Annotated in this window: 1 protein-coding gene; it reads right to left on the bottom strand. The window is 50.0% G+C overall.

Translation table 11 applies throughout. The features are described from left to right. Positions 1–296, bottom strand: a 296-nt coding sequence (locus tag ACKTR5_RS11735) for a hypothetical protein (RefSeq protein ID WP_407881695.1), incomplete at both ends; no start/stop codon positions are given.

Genomic DNA, 296 nt, shown 5'->3' with positions numbered 1-296 from the left:
TGCTTGAATCTTAACACCGATGATTTCATCGGCAGCTAAAGTACCGGTATCAACGGTAAAGGAACCGTCAGGGTTGACCGTTGCGGTCTTCGTTGAACCATCAGGAAGTGTGACAACGGCGGTGAAGGTGGTCCCGTCAGGGATCGGTGTTTCTAGATCAACGTGACCAGAGACACTCGTATCACCAGCAGTAGCGGGGTTCACTGTCGGAGAGGCAACATTATAGTTATCCAATGGATTGGTTGGCTGACCTGCCTGAACCGTAATGGTCGTGGTTTGACTGTCCTTAGTGTTTT

This window comes from Furfurilactobacillus entadae, from assembly GCF_045862745.1.
GTDB classification, from domain to species: Bacteria; Bacillota; Bacilli; order Lactobacillales; family Lactobacillaceae; genus Furfurilactobacillus; species Furfurilactobacillus entadae.
This window is presented reverse-complemented; position numbering and strand designations above follow the sequence as displayed.